Below are 410 nucleotides of genomic sequence, written 5' to 3'. Positions count from 1 at the left end.
GTGGTGATGAAGATGTCCGCGGAATCGACCACGTCCTCGAGCGTCACGACCTCGAACCCGTCCATCGCGGCCTGGAGCGCGCAGATCGGGTCGATCTCGGTCACTTTCACACGGGCGCCCGCGCCGCGCAGCGAGGCGGCCGAGCCCTTGCCCACGTCGCCGTAGCCGCAGACGACCGCGACCTTGCCGGCCATCATCGTGTCGGTGGCGCGGCGGATGCCGTCGACCAGCGATTCCTTGCAGCCGTACTTGTTGTCGAACTTCGACTTGGTGACGCTGTCGTTCACGTTGATCGCCGGGAAGGGCAGCAGGTCCTTCTTCATCAGCTCATAGAGGCGGTGAACGCCGGTGGTCGTCTCTTCCGACACGCCCTTGATCATGTCGCGCTGCTTGGTGAACCAGCCGGGGCT

At 65.1% G+C, this 410-nt stretch carries 1 protein-coding gene; it reads right to left on the bottom strand.

The annotated features are described in order from the left end of the window. Nucleotides 1-410: adenosylhomocysteinase (locus GQE99_RS20265; protein ID WP_161353780.1), on the bottom strand; the 410-nt coding region annotated here is incomplete at both ends.

It is taken from the genome of Maritimibacter harenae, from assembly GCF_009882975.1.
In the GTDB taxonomy this organism is placed as follows: domain Bacteria; phylum Pseudomonadota; class Alphaproteobacteria; order Rhodobacterales; family Rhodobacteraceae; genus Maritimibacter; species Maritimibacter harenae.
The sequence above is the reverse complement of the archived record's forward strand: the minus strand, read 5'-3'. Positions and strand labels throughout refer to the sequence as shown.